Origin of the sequence: Arenimonas sp. (assembly GCF_041913985.1) — a bacterium.
Classification (GTDB): domain Bacteria; phylum Pseudomonadota; class Gammaproteobacteria; order Xanthomonadales; family Xanthomonadaceae; genus Arenimonas.
Genome location: NZ_JAYSEG010000020.1, coordinates 21,732 through 38,603, shown reverse-complemented (window position 1 = coordinate 38,603; position 16,872 = coordinate 21,732). Strand labels below are relative to the sequence as shown.

General features: G+C 73.2%; 16 protein-coding genes. 7 read left to right on the top strand and 9 right to left on the bottom strand.

What is annotated here, in order from left to right; all coding sequences use genetic code 11:
* Positions 1-7: 7 nt before the first annotated feature.
* From rsmA to ACE3Q2_RS08505, 7 genes are all read right to left on the bottom strand, one after another.
* Positions 8-826: a 16S rRNA (adenine(1518)-N(6)/adenine(1519)-N(6))-dimethyltransferase RsmA gene (rsmA, locus tag ACE3Q2_RS08535; RefSeq protein ID WP_374473727.1), complete on the bottom strand. Its 819-nt coding sequence runs from the start codon at positions 824-826 to the stop codon at positions 8-10.
* A complete protein-coding gene (gene pdxA, locus ACE3Q2_RS08530) occupies positions 823-1,794 on the bottom strand; it encodes a 4-hydroxythreonine-4-phosphate dehydrogenase PdxA (RefSeq protein WP_231697774.1) in 972 nt (323 codons plus the stop codon). Before pdxA ends, rsmA begins: the two co-directional genes overlap by 4 nt.
* Before the next feature lie 4 nt (positions 1,795-1,798).
* Complete coding sequence (locus ACE3Q2_RS08525; protein WP_231697775.1) at positions 1,799-3,100, bottom strand: peptidylprolyl isomerase; 1,302 nt, start codon at positions 3,098-3,100, stop codon at positions 1,799-1,801.
* 28 nt (positions 3,101-3,128) lie between these two features.
* A complete protein-coding gene (gene lptD, locus ACE3Q2_RS08520; protein ID WP_374473726.1) occupies positions 3,129-5,342 on the bottom strand; it encodes an LPS assembly protein LptD in 2,214 nt (737 codons plus the stop codon).
* Positions 5,343-5,428: 86 nt separating this feature from the next.
* Complete coding sequence (locus ACE3Q2_RS08515) at positions 5,429-6,346, bottom strand: histone deacetylase family protein (protein ID WP_374473725.1); 918 nt, start codon at positions 6,344-6,346, stop codon at positions 5,429-5,431.
* Between the two features lie 2 nt (positions 6,347-6,348).
* The gene (locus tag ACE3Q2_RS08510) at positions 6,349-6,903 is read right to left on the bottom strand and encodes a cob(I)yrinic acid a,c-diamide adenosyltransferase (RefSeq protein ID WP_231697777.1); all 555 of its coding nucleotides are present in this window, start codon (positions 6,901-6,903) and stop codon (positions 6,349-6,351) included.
* A 4-nt stretch (positions 6,904-6,907) separates the two neighbouring features.
* Complete coding sequence (locus tag ACE3Q2_RS08505) at positions 6,908-7,498, bottom strand: hypothetical protein (protein WP_231697778.1); 591 nt, start codon at positions 7,496-7,498, stop codon at positions 6,908-6,910.
* Positions 7,499-7,586: 88 nt separating this feature from the next.
* On the opposite strand from ACE3Q2_RS08505, the gene ubiH reads away from it, so the two are divergent.
* Complete coding sequence (gene ubiH, locus ACE3Q2_RS08500) at positions 7,587-8,798, top strand: 2-octaprenyl-6-methoxyphenyl hydroxylase (protein ID WP_231697779.1); 1,212 nt, start codon at positions 7,587-7,589, stop codon at positions 8,796-8,798.
* The gene (locus ACE3Q2_RS08495) at positions 8,795-9,976 is read left to right on the top strand and encodes an FAD-dependent oxidoreductase (RefSeq protein ID WP_374473724.1); all 1,182 of its coding nucleotides are present in this window, start codon (positions 8,795-8,797) and stop codon (positions 9,974-9,976) included. The genes ubiH and ACE3Q2_RS08495 overlap by 4 nt, the downstream gene beginning before the upstream one ends.
* A gap of 4 nt (positions 9,977-9,980) precedes the next feature.
* On the opposite strand, the gene thpR is transcribed toward ACE3Q2_RS08495, so the two are convergent.
* Together thpR and ACE3Q2_RS08485 are read right to left on the bottom strand one after the other, a co-directional pair.
* Positions 9,981-10,514 (bottom strand): RNA 2',3'-cyclic phosphodiesterase, encoded by a 534-nt coding sequence (gene thpR, locus ACE3Q2_RS08490; protein ID WP_374473739.1) that lies wholly within the window; start codon positions 10,512-10,514, stop codon positions 9,981-9,983.
* Between the two features lie 28 nt (positions 10,515-10,542).
* The gene (locus tag ACE3Q2_RS08485) at positions 10,543-12,042 is read right to left on the bottom strand and encodes an aminotransferase class III-fold pyridoxal phosphate-dependent enzyme (RefSeq protein WP_231697781.1); all 1,500 of its coding nucleotides are present in this window, start codon (positions 12,040-12,042) and stop codon (positions 10,543-10,545) included.
* Positions 12,043-12,273: 231 nt separating this feature from the next.
* Here ACE3Q2_RS08485 and ACE3Q2_RS08480 point away from each other — a divergent pair, with 231 nt between their 5' ends.
* From ACE3Q2_RS08480 to queA, 5 genes are all read left to right on the top strand, one after another.
* On the top strand, positions 12,274-13,188 hold the full coding sequence (locus ACE3Q2_RS08480) for an ATP-binding cassette domain-containing protein (RefSeq protein WP_374473723.1): 915 nt from the start codon (positions 12,274-12,276) through the stop codon (positions 13,186-13,188).
* Positions 13,185-13,961 (top strand): ABC transporter permease, encoded by a 777-nt coding sequence (locus tag ACE3Q2_RS08475; protein WP_374473722.1) that lies wholly within the window; start codon positions 13,185-13,187, stop codon positions 13,959-13,961. The genes ACE3Q2_RS08480 and ACE3Q2_RS08475 overlap by 4 nt, the downstream gene beginning before the upstream one ends.
* Before the next feature lie 38 nt (positions 13,962-13,999).
* Positions 14,000-15,136 (top strand): sensor histidine kinase, encoded by a 1,137-nt coding sequence (locus tag ACE3Q2_RS08470; RefSeq protein WP_374473721.1) that lies wholly within the window; start codon positions 14,000-14,002, stop codon positions 15,134-15,136.
* On the top strand, positions 15,133-15,735 hold the full coding sequence (locus ACE3Q2_RS08465; protein WP_231697785.1) for a response regulator transcription factor: 603 nt from the start codon (positions 15,133-15,135) through the stop codon (positions 15,733-15,735). The genes ACE3Q2_RS08470 and ACE3Q2_RS08465 overlap by 4 nt, the downstream gene beginning before the upstream one ends.
* Positions 15,736-15,837: 102 nt before the next feature.
* On the top strand, positions 15,838-16,872 hold the full coding sequence (queA, locus tag ACE3Q2_RS08460; RefSeq protein ID WP_374473720.1) for a tRNA preQ1(34) S-adenosylmethionine ribosyltransferase-isomerase QueA: 1,035 nt from the start codon (positions 15,838-15,840) through the stop codon (positions 16,870-16,872).

Below are 16,872 nucleotides of genomic sequence, written 5' to 3'. Positions count from 1 at the left end.
ACGCAGGTCAGGCGGCCGGGGGCAGCGCCGCGAGGTGGTTCGCCAGGTGCTTGAATTCAGCCACTTCCAGCTGTTCGGCGCGGGCGTCGGGGCGCAGGCCGGCGGCCTCGATGTCGGCGCCCGAGCACACCAGCTGCAGCGCGTTGCGCAGGGTCTTGCGGCGCTGGCCGAAGGCGTCGCGCACCACGCGCTCGAACAGCGCCGGGTCGGTGATGCCCACCTGGTCCGCCGGCAGCGGCACCAGCCGCACCACCGCCGAGTCCACCTTCGGCGGCGGCCGGAACGCGCCGGGCGGCACGTCGAACAGCGAGGTGACGGTGCAGTAGGCCTGCAGCATCACGCTCAGGCGGCCGAACACCTTGCTGCCCGGGCCGGCGGCCATGCGGTCCACCACTTCCTTCTGCAGCATGAAGTGCATGTCCTGCACGGCGGCGGCGTGCTCGAGCGCGTGGAAGAGGATGGGCGAGGAGATGTTGTAGGGCAGGTTGCCCACCAGGCGAATCTGCCGGCCGGCGTGCTGGCCGTCGTCGGCCGCCAGCTTGCTGAAGTCCACCTGCAGCACGTCCTTGTGGATCACCGTCAGGCGGCCCAGGCCCTCGCTGGCTTCCATCAGCGGCGTGATCAGGTCGCGGTCGAACTCGATCACCGTGAGCTCGCCGTGCCTGCGCAGCAGCGGGAAGGTGATGGCGCCCTGGCCCGGGCCGATCTCGACCAGGCGGTCGCCGGGCTTCGGGTCCACCGCCAGCACGATCATGTCGATGTAGCGGCGGTCGGCCAGGAAATGCTGGCCGAGGTTCTTCTTTGGCGGCGCCTTGAAATGGCTCACGTGGGGATCCTCCGGGCGGCCAGCGTGGTGCACAGCGCCACCGCGGCGTAAAGGCTGGACGGGTCGGCGGTGCCGCGGCCGGCCAGTTCCAGCGCCGTGCCGTGGTCCACCGCGACCCGCGGGTAGGGCAGGCCGAGCGTGATGTTCACTGCCTGCTCGAAGCCCGCGTGCTTGAGCACCGGCAGGCCCTGGTCGTGGTACATGGCCAGTACCGCGTCGAAGCCGGCCAGCTTCGCGGGCAGGAAGGCGGTGTCGGCGGGCAGCGGGCCCACGAGGTCGAGGCCCTCGGCGCGCAGCGCCTGCAGGCAGGGAATGATGACGTCGAGTTCCTCGCGGCCCAGGTGGCCGTCCTCGCCCGCGTGCGGGTTCAGGCCCAGCACGGCGATGCGCGGGGTGGCGATGCCGAAGTCGCGCCGCAGCGCCGCGTGGGTGATGCGCAGCACGCGCGCCAGGCCTTCGCCGGTGATGGCGTCGGGCACGGCGCGCAGGGGCAGGTGGGTGGTGGCCAGGGCGACCCGCAGCGTGGGGTTGGCCAGCATCATCACTACGTCGGCGCCGGCCTGGCGGGCCAGCAGCTCGGTGGTGCCGGTGTAGGCGATGCCGGCTTCGTTGACCACGGCCTTGTGCACCGGGCCGGTGACCAGGCCCTGGCAGTCGCCGGACAGGCAGGCGGCCGCGGCCTGTTCCAGCGCGGCGATGACGGACGGGGCATTCGCGGGGTCGGGCTGGCCGAAGCGCACGGGCCGCGCCTGCGGCACCGGGTGGAGCGCGAGCTCGCCGGGGCCGGTGGGCTGGCCGGGTTCGCGCAGGGCCAGCGGCAGGCCGAGCGCGTGCGCGGCGGCCTGCAGGGTGCCGGGGTCGGCGTAGGCGATCAGCTCGGCCTGGCGCTCGCGCTGCGCCAGGCGCACGCACAGCTCGGGCCCGATGCCGGCCGGCTCACCCGGGACGAGGGCCAGCCGCGGTCGCATCGGCTCAGGGGGCCGGGAGGCGGCTCTCGACGTAGGCTTCCGAGCGCAGCTGGCGCAGGAAGCGCTCGAACTCTTCCTCGGCCTTGCGCTGGGCGATGATCTCGCGGGCCTGGTTGCGGCGGTTCTGCTCGGTCACGTCCTGCTCGCGAACGCCCAGGCGCTTGATGATGTGCCAGCCGGCGTCGCTCTGGAACGGACGCGAGACCTGGCCGTCCTGCAGCGCGCTGAGCTGCGAGCCCACCGCGGTGCCCCAGGCGTTGACCTGGAACCAGCCCATGTCGCCGCCGTCGTTGCGGCTAAGGGTGTCGTCGGAATTCTCGCGGGCGAGCTTGCCAAAGTCTTCGCCGGCCTGGATGCGGGCGTACAGATCTTCGGCCTTCTGGCGGGCCGCTTCGGCCGGCAGGGTCGGGGTGACGCGGATCATGATGCCCTGGGCGTTGTACTCGGTCAGGGTCTGGCGGCCCTGCTCGCGGGTTTCCACCAGCTGGATCAGCTGGTAGCCGCTGGGGCCGCGCACGGGTTCGCTGATCTGGCCCGGCTGCATCTGCTGGATCAGGCCGACGAAGGCCGGCGGGATGGCGTCGAGCGCGCGCCAGCCGATCTCGCCGCCCTCGAGCGCGTTCTGCGCGTCGGAGTAGCGGATGGCGGCGGCGCGGAAGTCGAGCTCGCCGCGTTCGATGACCGACTTGATGTCGCGCGCCTTCTTCTGGGCCAGCGCCACTTCGTCGGGCGAGGCGCCCTCGGGCAGGGCGACCACGATGTTGGCCAGGCGCACTTCCGGGCCGCCGATCTCGCGCACGGCCAGCAGCTGGTCGATCTCGGCCTCGCTCACCTGCACGCGGCTCTGCACGTAACGCTGGCGCAGGCGCTCGATCAGCAGCTCGTCGCGCAGGCTGGCGCGGAACTCCTCGTAGCTCAGGCCGTCGGCGGCCAGGCGCTGGCGCAGCTGGTCCTGGGTCATGCGGTTGCGCGAGGCGACGGTTTCGATGGCCTGGGCCAGTTCGCCGTCGCTGACGCGGATGCCGGAATCGCGGGCGCGGGTGAGCTGGATGCGGGCCAGCACCAGGCGGTCGAGCACCTGGCGCTCGAGCACGTCGCGCGGCGGCAGCTGCTCGGGGGTGTTGGCGTACTGCGCGGTGATGTTGTTCACGGCGCGGTCGAGCTCGCTGCGCAGGATCACGTCCTCGTCCACGACGGCGACGATGCCGTCCACCGCGGTGGTGGCCTGGGCCAGCGCATGGCCGGGGGCCAGGGCGGAAGACAGGGCCAGCAGGGCGGCCAGGACGGGGGTGAAGGCGTTCTTCATGCGGTTTGCGGCTCCGGCGCCACGTTTTTCAGCGGGAATAATCAAGAATAGCATCATCGAGCAGGCGGGCCGTGCTGCGGCCGAAGCTGCCGACGCCGTTCAATTCCAGCTCAAGATAGATGCCCGTGTTCTGCTCGCCGCTGAACTCGCGGACGTAGCGGCGGCCCAGCACGCGGACCGCCACGCAGCAGCTCTTCCACTCCACGCCGGCCAGGGCCTCGAGGCTCTGGTTGTCGCGCAGCGAGTAGTTCCAGCGGCCCAGCAGGCGCCAGCTGCGGTGGATGGGCAGGGCGAAGGACACGTCGGTCTGCTCGAGCAGGCCGGCGCGGTAGCGGTAGGCGGCGTTCACCACGCCGCCTTCGCCGAAGCGCCACTGGCTGCGGATGGCCGATAGCGTGGTGCGCTCGCTGTCCGGGTCCCACTGCTGGGCCAGGCCCAGGCTCCAGCGCGGGCTCAGCGACAGGCTGGCCTCGGCCACCCAGGCCGAGCCGTCGTCCGACAGCGGCGGCGCGCCCGGCACGGTGACGCGCGGGGCCTCGAAATAATGGATGCGGCCCAGGCCCACGGTGAGCAGTTCGCGGCCGTCGCCGGCGTCGAGCACGCGGCTGGTCAGGGCCAGCGTCACCTGGTCGGCGTCGCCCTGGCGGTCGGCGCCGCCGAAACGGTTGTCGCGGAACAGGCCGGGCCAGGAGAAGGTGAGCGGCTGGGTGTCGAACAGCGGCAGGTCGTCCTGGTCGCGGTAGGGCACGTTCAGGTAGTACAGGCGCGGTTCCAGCGTCTGCAGGTAGCGGCCGCCGCCGAGCTCGAAGCCGCGCTCGAAGAAGGCGCCCATGTCCAGGCTCATCACCGGCAGACTGCGGCTGGGGGCGTCGTCGCCGCCCGGCGGCACCAGGCTGTCGTCGAGCGAATAGGCGGTGTAGCGCCAGGCCAGCTGCGGCGTGGCGAACCAGGCGGCGCCGCCGAAGGGCAGGCGCACGTACGGGCGCAAGTCGACGCGGTTGCCGCCGTCGCGCTCGGCGCTCTGGAAGCGCACGGCCTCGGCGTCGATGCCCAGCTCCAGCCAGTCCGCGAACGGCCGCGTCCACTGCGCGCGCGCCGTCGGCAGGCGGCGGTAGGGCTCGCTGCCCGGGAGCAGCAGCGGGCTGGCGATCTGCCAGTCCTGCGCCGTGAGGCTGGCGCTCCACCCCAGGCCACGGCCGTAAAGGCCCATGGCGCTTTCCACCAGTGAAATGGAGGCCGTGGCCAGCGAGTCGCCGAAGTCGGCGAAGTACTGGTCGTCGCTGACGTGGTTGAGGTCGGCGGAGAAGTACCAGTGCGGCGAGAAGGTTTCGAAGTGGCGCCAGCGCGCCAGGCCGCGGTCGCGGTTGGCCAGGTCGTCGCTGGGCAGCCAGGTGGCTTCCAGCGTGCCGGCGCGCCTGCGGCCCAGGTAGCGGAACTCGCCGCCCAGCATCAGGCCGCGTTCGGCCAGCCAGCGCGGCTGCAGGGTGGCGTCGTAGTTCGGCGCCAGGTTCAGGTAGATGGGCTGTTCGTACTCGAAGCCGTTGCGGTCGTCGTAGCCCAGGGTCGGGGCCAGCAGGCCGGTGCGGCGGCGGTCGTCGGTGGGGAAGGCGATCCACGGCAGCCACAGCAGCGGCACGCCGCCAACCCGCAGGGTGGCGTTGCGCGCCGTGCCCATGCCGGTTTCCTGGTCCACCACGATGCGCGAGGCGGCGAACTCCCACTGGCGCTGGTCCGGCGGGCAGGTGGAATAGGTGCCGCCCGAGAGCGTGCCTTCCTGGCCGCGCAGCAGCACGTCGTCCGCGCGGCCGTTGCCGGCTTCGCCGTTGAACTGGTACTGCACGCCGCGCAGGCGCAGTTCGTCGGCCTTCTGGTCGCCCTCGGCCTTTTCCGCCAGCAGGCGCAGGCTGCGGTCCTGGTAGGTGACCGGGCCTTCGGTGGCGAAGCGCTCGGTGTCGTGCTCGAAGGTGAGCTTGTCGGTGCCCAGCCACTGGTCGGCGCGCTGCAGCTCGACCTTGCCGGTGAGCACCGTCACGTCCTGCTTGGAGACGTCCAGGTGTTCGGCGCTGATGTCGGTGCTGGCGCCCTCGCGCTTCGGCGCGGCCGCGTCGAGCGGTCGGTACAGCGGCAGGGTGCTGGCCGCGGGGCAGCGTTCCCAGCCGGGAAGTGCGGCGGTGTCCTCGGCGCGGGCGGCGCAGGCCATGGCCAGGCAGAGCGGAAGCAGGCGAAGGGCTGGGCGGCGCACGGCGACATCCGGGAAAAAGACGGGATAGCTTGGCCCATGCAGGCGGGGCGGGGCAACACGGCCCGCCCGGGGCGGGGCTGGCGGACTCAGGCGGCGTCGCGCAGGCCGTGCAGGTGGGCCACGCTGCAGGCGCGCAGCGCCGACAGGCTGTAGCCGCCCTCGAGCATGGACACCACCCGGCCCTGGCCGTGGCGGCCGGCCAGCGCGGCCAGCTCGTGGCTGATCCAGCGGAAGTCCTCGGGCTCGAGCGCCAGGTCGGCGAGCGGGTCGAGGCGGTGGCCGTCGAAGCCGGCCGAGACCAGCAGCAACTGCGGCTTGAAGGCCTCGAGCTCGGGCAGCAGGGTGTCGCGCCAGGCGGCGCGGAAGGCCTCGCCGCCCGAACCCGGCGCCAGCGTGGCGTTGGCCAGGTTGCCGACGCCGCGTTCGCTGGGCAGGCCGGTGTGCGGGTACAGCGGCGCCTGGTGCGAGCTGACGTACATCACGCGCGGGTCGCCGGCGAAGATGTCCTGGCTGCCGTTGCCGTGGTGCACGTCGAAGTCGGCGATGGCCACGCGGTGCAGCCCGTGCGCGTGCACGGCGTGCGCCGCGGCCACCGCGACGGAATTGAACAGGCAGAAGCCCATGGCCGTGCCGGCGGTGGCGTGGTGGCCGGGCGGGCGCACCGCGCAGAAGGCCTGGCGGGCTTCGCCGGCCATCAGCGCGTCCACGGCGGCGATGCCGGCGCCGGCGGCGCGCAGGGCGGCCTCGGCCGAGCCGGGCGACATGGCGGTGTCGTCGTCGAGCCGGCGCAGTCCGTCGGTTTCGATGTCGAGCACGGACGACACCAGCGCCTTGCCGTGCACGCGCAGCAGCGCCTCGCGGCTGGCGGCCGGCGCCTCGCGCCAGGCCAGCTGCGGGAAGGCCGCGCGCACGGCGTGCAGCACGGCCTCGAGCCGCGCCGGGCTTTCCGGGTGGCCGGGGCCGGGGTCGTGGGCGAGGCAGGCCGGGTGCGTGTAGAGCAGCACGCTCAGCCTTTGCGGCGCTCGTGGTTCCAGAGCACCTCGCCGTGGCCGCTGGCGCGCGCCAGCACGCGGGCAACCACGAACAGCAGGTCGGAGAGGCGGTTGAGGAAGCGGATGGCTTCCGGGCGCACCGCGTCGTGGTGCGAGAGCGTCACCACCTCGCGCTCGGCGCGCCGGCAGATGGTGCGCGCCAGGTGGCAGTGCGCCGCGGCCACGCCGCCGCCGGGCAGGATGAAGTCCTTGAGCGGCGGCAGGTCGGCGTTGAAGTGGTCGAGCTGGTCCTCGAGCCGCTGGATGTCGGCGTCGCCGATGGCGGCGTGGCCGGGGATGCACAGCTCGCCGCCGAGGTCGAACATCTGGTGCTGCACCGACACCAGCACGCGGCGGACTTCGTCGGGGATGTCGCAGGCCAGCACCAGGCCGATGGCCGAGTTGGCCTCGTCCACCGTGCCGTAGGCGGTGACGCGGGCGGAGTCCTTGGCGACGCGCGAACCGTCGCCGAGACCCGTGCTGCCGTCGTCGCCGGTGCGCGTGTAGATCTTCGACAGGCGGTTGCCCATGGAATCAGCGCCCGGCGTCGCGGGCGGCGGCCGGGGCGGCGCGCTGCATCAGCAGCACCAGCGCATGCACCACGGCGGCGAGGCCGACGTAGAGCGCGGTGGTGCCGAGGTAGGGCAGGAACCAGTCGGCGTAGTTCTTCGCCCAGCCGGCCACGGTGGGCGCGGCCACGCTGCTGCTGAGCCAGTAGAAGCCGCCCTGCGCGAACAGGTGGCACGCCGCCACGCCGCCGAGCACCGCCGGCGCGAGGCCGGCGAGCTGGCGCAGCGGCTGGCCCTGGCCGAAGCGGGCGAGGCCGGCGCCGGCAGCCCACAGCGCGAAGTGCGCCGGCAGCAGGAACCAGTAGCCCGGCGACACGCAGTAGTGGCTCCAGAAGCTCAGGCCCGAACCGGTGATGACGACGTAATCGACCGCCACCGCCAGCACCATCAGCGCCGGGAAGGCCCAGCGCACGCTGCCGGCCAGGTAGAAGCCGGCGATCAGGAACACCGCCCAGGACGCATCGGGCACGGCGCCGAAATGATTCAGGCGGGTCGCGGCCATCAGGACGGCGAGGGCGGCGAACAGGGCCAGGCGCGGGCGGCGGGTCAGGGTCATGGGCAGGCTTCCGGAAGGCAGGCGGACATTTTAGCGGAACTGTACCCCGGCTGCGCCGGCCGGTGGGCACGGCGCGTATCATGGGCACATGGCCAGTGAAGACGGCTTCGATTACGACATCCTGATCCTCGGCGGCGGCCTGGTCGGCAATTCGCTGGCCTGTGCGCTCGATGGCCGCGGGCTGCGGCTGGGCCTGGTCGAGGCCAGCGCGCCGCAGGCCGGCGCGCCCGGTTTCGACGAGCGCAAGCTCGCGCTCGCCGCCGCCAGCCTCAATGCCCTGGGCGCGCTCGGCGTGCTGCCGCGCCTGGCCACGCCGCCGGCGCCCATCCGCCGCATCCACGTCAGCCGCGCCGGCGATTTCGGCGCCGTGCGCCTGGAAGCCAGCGAGCACGGCCGCGAGGCCTTCGGCGGCGTGGTGCTGGCGCGCGAACTCGGCCAGGCGCTGGAATCGCGCGTGGACGACGTGGCCGGCTTGGTGCGCCACCGCCCCGCGAAGGTGGTGGCGGTGCAGCCGGACGTCGACGGGCCGCGCGTGCGCATCGAGGAGGCTTCGGGTGTGCGCGAATTGCGCGCGCGCCTGCTGGTGGCCGCCGACGGCACCCGTTCGCTGGCGCGCGCCGCCTTCGGCATCGGCGCCGACGAACATGACTACGGCCAGACGCTGGTCGTGTGCAGCCTCGGCACCGACCGCGCGCCCGACGGCACCGCCTACGAGCGCTTCACCGCGACCGGCCCGGTGGCGCTGCTGCCGATGGCCGGCGGCCACTACGGCGCGATCTGCGGCGTGGCGCGCGCCGAGGCCGACGCCGTGCTGGGGCTGTCCGACGCGGCCTATGCCGATTATTTCCAGCAGCGCTTCGGCTGGCGCGCCGGGCGCGTGCGCCGGGTGGGCAAGCGCAGCGCGTATCCACTGGTGCGCGTGGTGGCCGGGCGACTGGTGGCGCCGCGCTTCGTGCTGATGGGCAACGCCGCGCAGTCGATCCATCCGATCGGTGCGCAGGGTTTCAACCTGGGCCTGCGCGACGCGCTGACGCTGGCCGAACAGCTGCACGGCGGCGACCCGGGCGCGCCCGCGCTGCTGGCCGCCTATGCCGAAGCAAGGCGCGAAGACCGCGAGCGCACCCTGGCCTTCAGCGACGGCCTGGCGCGCGCCACCGCCAACGAGGGCTTCCCCATGCACGTGCTTCGTTCCTTCGGCCTGCTCGCGCTGGGCCAGCTGCCCGGCCTGGCCGCGCCGCTGGCCGCCGGCGCCATGGGCTTCCGTGGCCAGGTGCCGGCGCTGTCGCGGGGGCGCGCATGAGCCGCCGCCACGCTTATGACCTGGTGGTGGTGGGCGCCGGCGTGGTCGGCGCGGCCGCCGCGCTGGCCGCCGCGCGCGACGGCCTGCAGGTGGCGCTGGTGGAAGCACATGCGCCGAAACCTTGGCGGGCCGACGAACCCGACCTGCGCGTCTACGCCTTCGCGCCCGACAACGCCGCGCTGCTCGCCGACCTGGGCGCGTGGAACGCCGTGCGCGAGGCGCGCGCCTGGCCATACCGGCGCATGTGCGTGTGGGACGCGGCCGGCGGCGGCGAACTGTGCTTCGACGCCGACGCGCTGGGGCGCACCGAACTCGGCCACATCGTCGAAAACGGCCTGCTGGTGGACCGGCTCTGGGCCGCCTGCGGCCGCGAGGCCGGCCTGTCGGTGTTCTGCCCCGACAAGGTGGAAGCCATTCGCCAGGACGCACAGCACGCGACGCTCGTGCTGGCCGGCGACCAGGAGCTGCGCGCGAAGCTGGTGCTCGGCGCCGACGGCGCGGCCTCGAAGGTGCGCCAGCTCGCCGGCCTCAACGCCGAGGCCCACGACTACGGCCAGCGCGGCCTGGTGGCCTTCGTCGAAACCGAAGTGCCGCACCAGGACACCGCCTGGCAGCGTTTCCTGCCCACCGGCCCGCTGGCCTTCCTGCCGTTCGCCGACGGCCGCTGTTCCATCGTCTGGAGCCTTCCCGAAGCCGAGGCCCAGCGCCTGCTCGCCGCCGACGAAGCGACGTTCCTGCGCGAACTCACCCGCGCCTTCGACGCGCGGCTGGGCGAAGTGCGCTCGGTGTCGGCGCGCGCCGCGTTCCCGCTGCGCCGCCAGCTGGCCAAGGATTACGTGGCCGGCCGCATCGTGCTGGCCGGCGACGCCGCGCACGTGGTGCACCCGCTGGCGGGGCAGGGCGTGAACCTCGGTTTGCGCGACGTGTCCGCGCTGCGCGCCGAATGGCGCCGCGCCACCGCCCACGGCGCCGACATCGCCAGCCCGCACCGGCTGGCGCGCTGGGCGCGCGGCCGCCGCAGCGACAACACCGTGGCGGCGTATTCCTTCGAAGCCATCAACCGCGCCTTCAGCAACGACGCGCTGCTGCCCACGCTGCTGCGCGGGCACGTGCTGGGCCTGGCCGGCAGGCTGCCGCCGGTGGCGCGCCTGCTGTGGAAGCGCGCGGCCGGGGCCTAGGTTTTCAGCGGGCCGCGGCCAGCGGCCAGCTCGCCAGGAGGTCATAGGCGAAACCGCCGCGCAGGTCGCTGCGCAGCAGGTGGAAGTCACGCACGTCCCAGCGCACGGGCGCCGGCAGCGGCGTGTCCGGCCAGGGCGGTTTCGCGCCGCGCTGCAAGGTGACATGCGGCACGCGTTCGCGCGCGGCGCGCACCGGCACCGCTTCCACGGCCAGTTCGCGCTCCAGCGCATCCCAAAGCGCGTGCAGCCCCGGCGGCACGGTGGTGCAGCCCAGGAAACAGGGCGCGGTGGCGATGGGGAAACCGGCGGCGCGGTCGAGCACCAGCGTGAAGGCGGACGCGTGCACGCGCGCGGCGGCACGACACGACGCGGCGACCACGGCACCGCAGTCGGCCGGGTGTTCGCCCAGGAAGGGCAGGGTCAGGTGGTAGCGGTGCGGCGGGATGCGCCGGCCGCCCCCCAGCCCGGCTTCCAGGCTGGCGGTGGCGGCGGCGATGGCCTCGCGCGTGGCCGCGTCGGGCCACAGCGCGAAGAACAGGCGGAAGCGCGGGGTGTCCGTGCCTGCCTCAGGCGGCTTCGGCCTGGCTCTTGCGCGGGCCGTGCAGCAGGGCGTGGCGGATGTGCTCGATCACCAGGTCCACTTCCTCGCTGGTGACGGCGAAGTGCGGGGTGAAGCGCAGCGAGTTGGCGCCGCCGTGGATCACGCCCAGGCCGCGCTCGCGCATGAACTCTTCGGTCGAACCGGTGCCGTAGCACTTGAAGTCGTCGGAGAGTTCGCAGGAGAACAGCAGGCCGGTGCCCTGGACCTTGGTGATCAGGCCGCCGAGCTCGCCCTTGAGCTGCTCGAGCTTGGCGATGAACTCGCGGCCGCGCTCGCGGATGTTGGCGCGCAGGGCCGGGGTGAGCTGGCCGAGCACGGTGGCGGCGATGTCGAGCGCGCGCGGGTTGGCGGTCATGGTGTTGCCGTAGGTGCCCTTGCGGTACAGGCCCTCGGCGCGGGCGTTCACCGCCAGCACGCTGAGCGGGTACTGGCCGCCGTTGAGCGCCTTGGAATAGGTTTCCATGTCCGGCGCCTCCAGGCCTTCGAAGCCCGGATAGTCGACCACCGACAGCGTGCCGTGGGCGCGCAGGCCGGCCTGGATGGAGTCGACCAGCAGCAGGGTGCCGTGGGCCTTGGTGAGCTCGCGCGCGGCGGCGTAGAACTCCGGCGGCACGGCGCGGCCCGGGTCGCCTTCGCCCATCACCGGCTCGAGGAACATGGCCTCGATGTACCAGCCGTTGGCATCGGCGTCGGCGAAGGCCTGCTTCAGGCCCTCGATCGAATACGGTTCGATGGTGATCAGCTGGTCGTTGTGGTGGCGGTAGCTGGCCAGGTGCTGCAGGTAGGTCTTGCGCGAGGAGTCGGAATACAGCGCCGGCAGCTCGGTGCGGCCGTGGAAGGCGCCCTTCACCGCGATGCGCTTAACGCGCTTGCCGGCATGGCGGCCGCCGGCGTCGGTGTGCAGCTTGGTGTTCACGTCGGCGATGCGGCCGGCCAGCGACACCGATTCCGAGCCCGAGTTCAGGCACAGGAATTTGGTGTAGGGGCAGCCGCCGCGGCTGTGGCCGATCTCGGCGCGCAGCGCGCGCGTGACGCGCAGCTGCGACAGGCTCGGGGTCATGATGTTGGCCATCACCTGCGGCCTGGCCATGGCGGCCAGCACGGCGTCGGGCGTGTGGCCGAAGCCGAGCATGCCGTAGCCGCCCGAATCGTGCAGCACGGCGCCCTTGAGCGTGACCACCCAGGGGCCGCGCGCGGCGAGCGCCACGTACGGGTTCACGTTGTCGCCAGCGTAGAAGTTCACGAAGCCGGCCTGCACGGCGTCCATCTGGGCCTGTTCGTCCAGGTCGAGCAGGTCGGCGAATTCGGTGCGGATGGCGGCGTACTGCTCGGCGGCGGCCTGCGCGGCGGCGACCAGCTCGGGGAAGCGGGCGGCGAGGCGCGTGAGCGTGGCGTCGTCGAGGCCACGGGTGCGGACGGTGCCGGCATGGCTGCGCAGCGGCTTGAGGATCTCGATCACGTTCATGCGGTTCTCCGGGCCCAAAACAAAACGCGAGGAGAGCCCTCGCGCGTCGGGTCTTGCGTTGAAAATCAAAGACTTGTGGCCGATGGTACCACCCCGCCCGGGGCGGCGTAACCCCCGGGCGTTTGAATCGGGTGTGCCGCGGGTGACAGCCGTCATGGCCGCCGGGTGACGAGGCCCACTGCCCGGCCGGGGCGGCCGCGCCGGACAGTGGCGGCACCCGAGGAGGTGCCCATGAAACCCGTTCCATCCCGTCCTTCCCCCCTGGCCGCGCTGCGCGGCGCCAGCAAGCGCTACGGCGCGCTCACCGCGCTCGACGCCGTGGACCTGGAGGTCCGCGCCGGCGAGGTGCTGGCGGTGCTGGGCGCCAACGGCGCCGGCAAGACCACCGCGCTGGGACTGCTGACCGGGCGGCTGGGCCCCGACGCGGGCGAGGCCCGCCTGTTCGGCGCCGACCCGCGCGAGCCGGCCGTGCGCCGCGGCATCGGCGTGATGCTGCAGTCCGCGGGCCTGCACGACACCGTGCGCGTGGCCGAGCACGTGCGGCTGTTCTCGAGCTACTACCCCGCGCCGCGGCCGCTGGACGAAACCCTGGCCCTGGCCGGCCTGACCGACCTGGCGCTCCGTCCCTACGGCGCGCTGTCGGGTGGCCAGCAGCGCCGCGTGCAGTTCGCGCTGGCCCTCTGCGGCCGGCCGCCGCTGCTGTTCGTCGACGAGCCCACCGTGGGCCTGGACGTGGAGGCGCGCCGCGCCTTCTGGCAGGTGCTGCGCCGGCTGCGCGACGAGGGCACGGCCATCGTGCTCACCACGCATTACCTGGAGGAAGCCGATGCGCTGGCCGACCGCGTGGTGCTGATGGCCGCAGGACGCGTGCTGGCCGAAGACACGCCCGCCGGCCTGAAGGCGCGCGCCGCCGGCCGCCGCGTGCTGGCGCGCACCGGCTTGCCGGCCGCCGCCATCGCGGCCTGGCCGGAAGTGCGCCGCGTGCAGGACCGCGACGGCCGGGTCGATGTCGCCAGCCACGACGTCGAGGCCCTGCTGCGCCGCTGGCTGGCCGCCGACGCCGGCCTGTGCGAACTGGAAGTGCGGCCGATGAGCCTCGAGGACGCCTTCCTGATGCTGACCAATCCGGAGGAGACCTGCGCATGAACACCCTGCCGATGTTCCCGGCCCGCGGCGCGCCCTCCTGGCTGCGCCTGCATGCGCTGGAAGCCTGGTACGAATTCCTGCGCGTGCTGCGCACGCCCGCCTTCGCCCTGCCCACGCTGTGTTTCCCGGTGGTGTTCTACCTGGTGTTCGCCGTGCTGGTGCCGGGCGACTGGGGCAGCGTGCACAAGGCGTCCTACCTGCTGGCCACCTACGGCGCGTTCGGCGTGATGGGGCCGGCGCTGTTCGGCTTCGGCGTGGGACTGGCGCTGGAGCGCAAGCAGGGCCTGCTCGAACTCAGGCGCGTGTCGCCGATGCCGGCGTCGGCCTACTTCCTGGCCAAGATCGCCATGAGCCTCGCGTTCGCGCTGGCGGTGGTGGGGCTGCTGGCCGCCGCCGGCACGGGCCTGGGCGGCGTGTCGCTGCCGGCGGTGGCGTGGCTGAAGCTGCTGGCGGTGCTGCTGCTGGGCACGCTGCCCTTCTGCGCGATCGGGCTGTTCATCGGCACGCTCGCGAAGGGCGAGGCGGCGGTGGCCATCGTCAACCTGGTCTACCTGCCGCTGTCGCTGCTGGGCGGGCTGTGGCTGCCGCTGAAGGTGTTCCCGGCGGCCATGCAGTCGCTGGCGGTGCTGCTGCCATCCTGGCACCTGGGCCAGATGGCGCTGGGCGCGGTGGGGCAGGCGGAGGGCGTGCGCTTCGGCCTGCATGCCGCGGCGCTGGGCGTGGCCACGGTGATCTTCCTCGTGCCCGCCGCGCTGCGGCTGCAGCGGGAATAGGCCATGGACGGCCGGGAAATCCGCTAAGGTTCGCGCCGATGGACGACCTGACCGCGCGTGCCCGCCACACCCCGCCCGGAAGCTCCGGGCGCGGCGACGTGCACGAGAATCCCTGGGTCACGCTGGCCTACCTGGTGTTCGTGTTCGTGCCGCTGTTCTTCGCGGCGGAGGCTGGGCCGCGCGCGGTACTGGCGAGCCTGGCGGCGGTGGCCGTGTTCCTGCCGCTGCACTTCCGCTTCTACCGCCCCGAAAGCCGTGGGCGCGCCTGGCTGCCGCTGGCGGTGGCGGGGGTGGGGTATGCGCTGCTGCCGTTCAACCCCGGTGGCAACACCTTCCTCATCTACGCCTGCGCGATGTGCGCCTGGGTGTTCGCGCCGCGGCGCGCGGTGGCGGTGGCGGCGCTGCTGCTGGCCGGGCTGGCGCTGGGGTATTTCCTGGTGATGCCGGCGCGCTTTGCGTTGGGCTGGTCGCTGATGGCCGCGCTGGTCGCCTCGCTGGTGCTGGCCGGCAACCTGGTGGCGCGCAGCCGGGCGCGACGTGATGCCGAGCTGCGACTCACGCAGGACGAAGTCGGGCGCCTTGCCGCCCTGGCCGAGCGCGAGCGCATCGGTCGCGACCTGCACGACCTGCTGGGCCACACGCTGTCGGTGATCGCGCTCAAGAGCGAACTGGCCGGCCGGCTGGTCGACCGCGACGCGGCCGCCGCGCGCAAGGAGATCGCCGACGTCGAAGCCGTGGCCCGCCAGGCCCTGGCCCAGGTGCGCGAGGCCGTGGTCGGCATCCGCGCCGCCGGGCTGCAGGCCGAACTGGCGGCGGCGCGCCTGGCGCTGCTGTCGGCCGAGGTCCGCCTGGACCAGCGCCTGGCGCCGGTGGCGCTGGCACCGGCGGCCGAATCGGCGCTGGCGATGGCCATCCGCGAGGCCGTCACCAACGTGCTCCGCCACGCCCAGGCGAGCCGCGTGGAGGTCGAACTTTCGGTCGCGGACGGCGAGGTGCGCCTGGCCATCAGCGACGACGGCCGCGGTGGCGCGTCCCGCCCGGGCAACGGCCTGGCCGGCATGCGCGAGCGCCTGGCCGAAGTCGGCGGCCGGCTCGAACTCGACAGCCCGGCCGGCGGCGGCACGCGCCTGCTGGCCTGGCTGCCGGCGTCCGCGCTCGAAGGGCCCGCCCCGTGATCCGCCTGGTGCTGGCCGAGGACCAGGCCCTGGTGCGCGGCGCGCTCGCGGCGCTGCTGGGGCTGGAAACCGACCTGGCCGTGGTGGCCGAGGCGGGCGACGGCGAGGCTGCCTGGCAGGCCGTGCAGCAACACCAGCCCGACCTGCTGGTGACCGACATCGAGATGCCGCACCTGACCGGCCTGGACCTGGCGTTGAGGGTGCGCGACGCCGGCCTGGCCACGCGCGTGGTCATCATCACCACCTTCGCCCGCGCCGGTTACCTGCGCCGCGCGCTCGACGCCGGCGTACGCGGCTACCTGCTCAAGGACGCGCCCTCGGCCCAGCTGGCCGCCGCGCTGCGCCAGGTGCACGCCGGCGGCCGTGTCATCGACCCGCAGCTGGCGGTGGCGGCCTGGGGCGAACAGGACCCGCTGACCGAGCGCGAGCGCCAGGTGCTGCGGCTGGCGGGCGAGGGCGTGAAGACCGCCGACATCGCCGAGCGCCTGCACCTTTCGCACGGCACCGTGCGCAACTACCTGTCCGAAGCCATCGGCAAGCTCGGCGCCGAAAACCGCATCGAAGCCTGGCGCACCGCCCGCGCCAAGGGCTGGCTGTAAGAACGGGGTCAGGTTCACTTCCAGCCGGCGTGCCGGCGGCCAGAAAGTGAACCTGACCCCGTTCTTGCCGATAATGGCCGGCCGCCGCCTGCCGTGCCCGCCTTGAAGAAGTCCGACTTCCATTTCGACCTGCCGCCCGAGCTGATCGCCCAGGAGCCCCTGGCCGAGCGCTCGGCCCGCCGCCTGCTGGTGGTGCCGCCCGGCGCGCCGCCCTACGCCGACCGCCAGGTGCGCGACCTGCCCGAGTACCTGCGCCCCGGCGACCTGCTGGTGTTCAACGACACGCGGGTGATCCCGGCGCGCCTGCACGGCACCAAGGACACCGGCGGCCGGGTGGAGATCCTGCTCGAGCGCCTGGTGGGCGGGCACGAGGTGCTGGCCCAGGTGGGCGCCAGCAAGTCGCCCAAGGCCGGCGGCCGCATCACGCTCGACGAGGGCACGGCCATCGAGGTGCTGGGGCGCGAGGGCGAGTTCTACCGCTTGCGCTTCCTCACCGAAGAACCGCTGGAAAAGCTGCTGCTGCGCGCCGGCCGCATGCCGCTGCCGCCCTACATCCAGCGCGAGGCCGGCCAGGCCGACCTCGAGCGCTACCAGACCCTGTTCGCCCGCCACACCGGCGCCGTGGCCGCGCCCACCGCCGGGCTGCACTTCGACCAGCCGCTGCTGGCGGCGCTCGAGGCCAAGGGGGTCCAGTTCGGCCACGTGACATTGCACGTGGGCGCGGGCACCTTCCAGCCGATGCGCGTGGAGTCGGTGCACGAGCACGTGATGCACAGCGAATGGCTCAACGTCGGCGCCGAGCTGTGCCAGCAGGTGGCGCGCACCCGCGCCGCCAGCGGCCGCGTGGTGGCCGTGGGCACCACGGTGGTGCGCGCGCTGGAAACCGCCGCCCGCGGCGGCGAGCTCAAGCCCTACGCCGGCGACACCAACATCTTCATCTACCCCGGCCGCCCCGTCCGCACCGTGGACGCGCTGGTCACCAACTTCCACCTGCCGGAAAGCACGCTGATGATGCTGGTCTCCGCCTTCGCCGGGCGCGAGCGCGTGCTGGCCGCCTACGCCCACGCGGTGCGCGAGAAATACCGCTTCTTCAGCTACGGCGACGCCATGCTGCTGTTCCCGGAGGCCGCCGCGTGA